The 5,718-nt window shown below is 67.5% G+C and carries 7 protein-coding genes and 2 tRNA genes; 2 read left to right on the top strand and 7 right to left on the bottom strand.

Going from position 1 to position 5,718, the window contains the following annotated elements; genetic code table 11:
* The 7 genes from VGS97_RS08580 to VGS97_RS08610 all read right to left on the bottom strand — a co-directional run.
* On the bottom strand, window positions 1–548 hold a 548-nt coding region (locus VGS97_RS08580; RefSeq protein ID WP_326852738.1), incomplete at its 3' end, for a TetR/AcrR family transcriptional regulator.
* Between the two features lie 60 nt (window positions 549–608).
* Window positions 609–1,694 (bottom strand): UDP-N-acetylmuramate dehydrogenase, encoded by a 1,086-nt coding sequence (locus VGS97_RS08585; RefSeq protein ID WP_326852739.1) that lies wholly within the window; start codon window positions 1,692–1,694, stop codon window positions 609–611.
* Window positions 1,691–2,110 carry a MaoC/PaaZ C-terminal domain-containing protein gene (locus VGS97_RS08590; RefSeq protein WP_326852740.1) on the bottom strand — a complete coding sequence of 140 codons (420 nt, stop codon included), beginning with the start codon at window positions 2,108–2,110 and terminating at the stop codon, window positions 1,691–1,693. Before VGS97_RS08590 ends, VGS97_RS08585 begins: the two co-directional genes overlap by 4 nt.
* A complete protein-coding gene (locus VGS97_RS08595) occupies window positions 2,110–2,610 on the bottom strand; it encodes a MaoC family dehydratase N-terminal domain-containing protein (protein WP_326852741.1) in 501 nt (166 codons plus the stop codon). The genes VGS97_RS08590 and VGS97_RS08595 overlap by 1 nt, the downstream gene beginning before the upstream one ends.
* A gap of 143 nt (window positions 2,611–2,753) precedes the next feature.
* Window positions 2,754–2,918, bottom strand: a complete 165-nt coding sequence (gene rpmG / locus VGS97_RS08600) for a 50S ribosomal protein L33 (RefSeq protein ID WP_326852742.1) — start codon at window positions 2,916–2,918, stop codon at window positions 2,754–2,756.
* A gap of 100 nt (window positions 2,919–3,018) precedes the next feature.
* Window positions 3,019–3,091 (bottom strand) — tRNA-Met (locus tag VGS97_RS08605).
* A 66-nt stretch (window positions 3,092–3,157) separates the two neighbouring features.
* Window positions 3,158–3,230: transfer RNA gene (locus VGS97_RS08610), tRNA-Thr, on the bottom strand.
* Between the two features lie 189 nt (window positions 3,231–3,419).
* On the opposite strand from VGS97_RS08610, the gene VGS97_RS08615 reads away from it, so the two are divergent.
* A complete protein-coding gene (locus tag VGS97_RS08615) occupies window positions 3,420–5,117 on the top strand; it encodes a hypothetical protein (protein WP_326852743.1) in 1,698 nt (565 codons plus the stop codon).
* A 90-nt stretch (window positions 5,118–5,207) separates the two neighbouring features.
* A partial coding sequence (locus VGS97_RS08620; RefSeq protein WP_326852745.1) for a malonic semialdehyde reductase occupies window positions 5,208–5,718 on the top strand: 511 nt, incomplete at its 3' end.

A 5,718-nucleotide genomic window follows, 5' to 3' on the forward strand; every position in this document is an offset into this window, starting at 1 on the left:
GGCTTGTCGTGCGAGCGCAGCGCGTCGATGATCGGCGTCCACTGCGGATCCTCGCCGTCGATCTGGCCGGCGGCTGCGATCACGTTGCAGAACATGCCCTTGGCGAAGAAGATGACCCGGTCCCCGATCGGCATCCCGGACAGGTTCTCCACCTCTTCCCAGAGGCCCAGCATGCTGATGCGCGTCTGCCGCTGGATGTCCTCGTCATAGCAGGCCGCGAACGTCTGGAGCTGCATGAGCAGCCAGTCACGGTTGGTGATCAGCTTCTCCTGGTACGCGTCGCCCATCGCTTCGAGCGCGTCGACGCCGGTCTTGCCACCGGCCGACTCGCGCAACAGGTTCAGCGTGTCGTCCATGTTCCGCTCGCTGGCCGCGAGGAACAGGTCCTTCTTCGTCGGGAACAGGCGGAAGAGGTACGGCTGCGAGACCCCGACCCGCGCGGCGATCGCCGCCGTGGTCGCGCCCTCGTAGCCGGACCGCGCGAAGACGATGATCGCTTCCTTGATCACCTGTTCGCGCCGCTGCTCGGCCGACATCCGGGGACTCACCAGACCCACCTCCTCCATCACGCTCGGCCCGTCACGGTTAAAATTAGTGACTGCTAACTATCAAGTCAAGCCTCCCACCAGAACCGGTTCGGGGACCAGCCTGACTCCGAAGCGCTCGGCGACGCCATCACGGACCTCAGCGGCCAATCGCAGCAGGTCACCCGTGGTCGCGCCGCCCCGGTTGGTGAGAGCGAGAGTGTGCTTCGTGGACAAGGTGGCGGGTCCGGAGCCGTAGCCCTTGGTGAATCCGGCGTGTTCGATGAGCCAAGCGGCCGAGGTCTTGATCCGTCCGTCCGACTCGGGAAAGCGCGGCGGCGGCCCGTTCTTCACCAACACCGCACAGCGCCCTTCCAGAGCAGCGAAGTCGTCTGGCGCCAACACCGGGTTGGTGAAGAACGAGCCCGCGCTCCACGTGTCGTGGTCGGCGGGATCGAGCACCATGCCACGTCGCCGCCGCTGGTCCAGTACCGCCTCACGTACCGCCTTCAGCGGCGCGCGCTCCCCGATCGGAAGGCCGAGCGCGCCCGCGAGGTCCTTGTACCGCAGCGGCGCGGAGAGCCCGCCAGCGTCCGTGAGCTGGAAGTGCACGCACGTCACGATGTACCGACCGGTTCCGTCGTGCACAGGGCCTTCGAACACAGTGCCCTTGAACACGCTGTGCCGGTAGGTGAACCCGCAATCCGCATTGTCCAGCAGCGTCATGCTCTTCGTTACGCGGTCATACGCGTCGACCATGACGACGGTCTCACTCACGTCCTGGCCGTAGGCACCGACGTTCTGAATCGGCGTCGCGCCCGCGAGGCCGGGAATGCCTGAGAGGCATTCGATGCCCGAGAGCCCTTCGTCGACGGTCTGCGCGACGACGTCGTCCCAAGGCACGCCGGCCGCGACCGAGACCAGACCATCGCGGATCGTCACGCCGGTCGTCGCGATCCGGATCACCGTGCCGCGAAAGCCGTCGTCAGCGATCACGAGGTTGGAGCCGCCGCCGAGGACGAGCAGCGGATCGCCGTGCCCTTCGACGTCACGGACGGCGGCGACCAGGTCCGCGTCGCTGTCCGCGGTGAAGAAGTGGTCGGCCGGCCCGCCGAGCCGCAGCGTGGTGTACGGCGCAAGCCCGACGGCGTGCTCGAATCCGCCGGTCATGGCACCCGAACGACGGCGACAGCCCGGCCGAGCACCTTCCGCCCCGCGCTGACCGCGGTCAGATCCACCCGCACCTTGTTGTCACCGAGCAGCGCGCCGACCTTGCCGGAATACTCGACGCTCGCGCCGACGCCGTCGTCCGGCACGACGACGGGCTTGGTGAACCGCACGCCGTACTCGACGACCGCGGCCGGATCGCCGACCCAGTCGGTGACTATCCGGATCGCCTGAGCCATGGTGAACATGCCATGTGCGATCACGTTGGGCAGGCCGACCTGGACCGCGATGCGCTCGTTCCAGTGGATCTCGTTGAAGTCCCCGGACGCCCCGGCGTAGTGGATCAGGTCGCCTCGACACACCGGGAAGGTCTGCGACGGCAGTTGCTCGCCGACCGCCAGATCCTCGTAACGCGGCATCAGGACTCTCCCGCCCGGTTGTCGGCGCTGTGGCTGCCGACGGCCACGTCACCGGCCTTCTCGGCTCGTGCCACGAGCATCGCACGACTCGTGCAGACCGGCTCGCCCTCGACCGTGCTCAGCTCGCACGCGAGCGTGATCATGTCATTGCCGGCCATGCTCCTGATCGACTCGACGCGGACCGAGCACTGTATGTGATCCCCCGCGCGCATCGGCCGCGTGTGGGAGAAACTCTGGTCGCCATGCACGACCCGGGACCAGTCGAGGCCGAGCGCCGGGTCGTCGACCACCCGGTTCACCGCCGGCATCGATATCACGATCGAGAAGGTGGGCGGGGCGATCACGTCGGGATGGCCGAGCGCCTTGGCCGCCTCGGGATCGAGGTAGGCCGGGTGCAGATCGCCGACCGCCTCGGCGAACTCGCGGATCTTCACCCGCGCCACCTCGTACGTTTCGGTCGGCGGATACGTGCGGCCGACGAACGACTGATCCAGCGGCATGGCCCCGGCCCCTAACTAACTCCATCGTGTGATCGTGCTGCTCGTATACGTCGAGTCGTACACGTCGAGAAGCCGCTCCGCACTGCGCGGCGTGGCTGGCACGGCACAGGGCGGGCGGCTTCCGGGGTTCGGCGCGGCGCGGACTACCGGGTCTCGCGGTGCGAGGTGTGCTTGCCGCAGCGCGGGCAGAACTTCTTGAGCTCAAGCCGGTCCGGGTCGTTGCGCCGGTTCTTCTTCGTGATGTAGTTCCGCTCCTTGCACTCCACGCAGGCCAGCGTGATCTTCGGGCGGACGTCTGTAGCGGCCACGGGAGCGACTCCTACTAGCGAACTGACAGGCTGATAAGCGAACCACCCAAGGTTACCTGATCGACGAGGATGCCTCGGACGCCCGCGCGTCGGTTATCGGTAGCGGTGACCGGACTTGAACCGGTGACACAGCGATTATGAGCCGCTTGCTCTGCCAACTGAGCTACACCGCCGTGATCGGCGAAGGCCCGCCGTGCGACGCTCGCGGAACAAGACGTCACGGGCGGGCCGCCGACCAGAGCCCCAATACGGAATCGAACCGTAGACCTTCTCCTTACCATGGAGACGCTCTGCCGACTGAGCTATTGGGGCGAGCGAGGAAAACCATACACGGCGGACCCCCCGTGGCGAAATCCGGTTTCGCCCGGCAGAGTGGCGCTCGTCGTCAAGCTGCGTGGACGTACCAAGTATAGCAGCGTACGAACTCCAGCTCGGCCGCCCGCGCCCGGCTGCGGGCAGGGTTCTGTCACCGTGCGGCGGCGGATGCGGGACCATATCCGCGTGGAGAACGAGGCGGGGGTCCAGGTGGCCGGTTCCGAGTCCGAGATACCCGGGTGGTTGCCGGAGCTGACACGGGCCGAACTGCGGCTGTGGCGGGCGTTCCCCTACGGCGAGACGGTCGAGTACCTGTCGGGTGATCCCGAGCTCGACGACCCCGCGCGCTCGGCCGAATGGGACGAGTCGCGCACGATCCGCTCGTCCGTGATCGCGGCGCTGGCACTCGGCGCGTGCAAACCGGTACCAGGGCGTACGGCCGGGGTCCGCATCATCGGCGCCCGCGTCGTCGGCCAGATCGAGCTGCGGCACGGGCAGATCGACGTGCCGCTGACCCTGCGGCGCTGCCGCATCGAGGACACGCTGCGCCTCGACGAGGCGGTGACCAAGTCGATCGACCTGACCGGCTCGCACACCGGGCGGATCATGGCGGAGGGTGCGCACGTACGCGGCTCGCTGAAGCTGGACGACGTGCACGTCAACGGCGGCCCGGACTTCGCGCTGCATCTCGACGAGCTCGCGGTGGACACCGACCTGTCCGCCCGCCAACTGCACTGCGACGGGCCGCTCTGCCTGATCGGCGCGCAGATCGGCGCGGTACTCGACCTCGTGCGCAGCAAAGTGCACCACCCCGGCAAGGTGGCGGTGAATCTGGGCGGAGCGCAGGTCGGCCGGAGCCTCCTGTTCGGCTACGCACAGGTCCATGGCCAGTTGCGGATGCCGGGCACCACCATCGACGGGATGGCGCTGCTCACGGGCACGCACATCAGCGATGTGGCGGCGACCGCGCTCGAAGGCGAAGGGCTGACGGTACGCGGCGACGGCTTCTTCTACGACGGTTTCACGGCAAAGGGCACCGTCTCGCTCGTGGGCGCGACCTTCGGCGGGGTGCTGACGTTCCGCAACGCAAAGCTCGCCACGATCAACAAGAAACCCGCGCTGCACTGCGGTGGCATGCAGGTGTCCCGCGGCCTGTATCTCACACACGGCTTCCACGCGGCCGGCGAGGTGCGCCTGATCGGCTGCCGGGTCGGCGGCCACCTGGATCTGCTCGGCATGGCGAAAGAGTGCGGCCCGCTCACGCTCTACCACGCGACCGTGGCGACCATCCGGGACGGCGGCGCCGACACGTGGCCCGCCGAAGTCCTGATCGACGGCCTGACGTATAGCGCGTTCGATCCGTACCTCCCCGGCAAGGAGCGCATAGCGTTGCTACGCCGTCAACGCGACGGGTACCGGGCGCAGCCGTACGAGTTCATGGCGGCCTATTACCGGGCGCTGGGACACGAGGAAGACGCGCGCGCCATCCTCATCGAGAAGGAGCGCATCCGCCGCGTCGGCGCGCGGCGTCTGGACCGTTTCGTCAGCGTGCTGTTCGGCACGCTGGTCGGCTACGGCTACCGGCCGCTGCGCGCGGTGTTCTTCAGCACCGTGATCCAGCTCGCGGCGATCGTCTTCTTCATCTTCCAGCGCCCCACCCAGATCCATCCCGGTGATCACGTCGTCTACTATCCCGCGCTGTACACTGCGGATCTGTTCGTGCCGATCGTGCACTTCGGCCAGGCGGACTCGTTCCAGTCGCACGGCTTCGCGGCCGTGGTGGCGATGGTGATGCCGTACCTCGGCTGGGCCTTCGGCATCGCGATCGTGGCCGGCGCATCGCGCGCACTGGCCCGCGCCGGGTCCGGCAACATGCTCGGCTAGCCCCGGGTGTTTGACCGACCCCGGAATAGTTTAAAGTTCAACTTCGTTGTGGCGGACGAACGCCCCCGACCCACTGGAGAGTTGAACCCGATGACCGAGCTGCACGACGTCCTGGAACTGGACAAGAACGCCCAAGACCTGCTCTTCCGCGAGGCGCGCACGGCGAACACGTTCACGGACGAGCCGGTCGACGACGACCAGATCGCGGCGATCTACGACCTGGTCAAGTACGCGCCGACCTCGATGAACATGCAGCCGCTGCGCATAACCATGGTGCGCACGCCGGAGGCCCGCGAGCGTCTGGTCAGCCACCTGATGGAGGGCAACAAGGCCAAGACGGCCACCGCACCGCTCGTCGCGATCCTCGCCTACGACCCGGAGTTCCACGAGCACTTTCCCACCGTGTTCCCGCACTTCGCAGGCGCCCAGGCGGCCTTCAAGGACCAACCGCACCGCTTCGACGCCGCAAAGCTCAACGCGCTGCTCCAGGTCGGCTACTTCATCCTCGGCGTGCGCGCCGCAGGCCTGTCCGCCGGCCCGATGACCGGCTTCGACGCCGAAGGCATCGACAAGGAGTTCTTCGCCGAGTCCGGCTACAAGA

The sequence above is a fragment of the Actinocrinis sp. genome (assembly GCF_035946395.1).
GTDB lineage: Bacteria > Actinomycetota > Actinomycetes > Streptomycetales > Catenulisporaceae > Actinocrinis.

Excerpts from the sequence above, each read along its gene's own strand:
- VGS97_RS08585 (WP_326852739.1), bottom strand. The coding sequence starts at position 1,694 with ATGACCGGCGGATTCGAGCACGCCGTCGGGCTTGCGCCGTACACCACG.
- VGS97_RS08590 (WP_326852740.1), bottom strand. The coding sequence starts at position 2,110 with ATGCCGCGTTACGAGGATCTGGCGGTCGGCGAGCAACTGCCGTCGCAG.
- VGS97_RS08595 (WP_326852741.1), bottom strand. The coding sequence starts at position 2,610 with ATGCCGCTGGATCAGTCGTTCGTCGGCCGCACGTATCCGCCGACCGAA.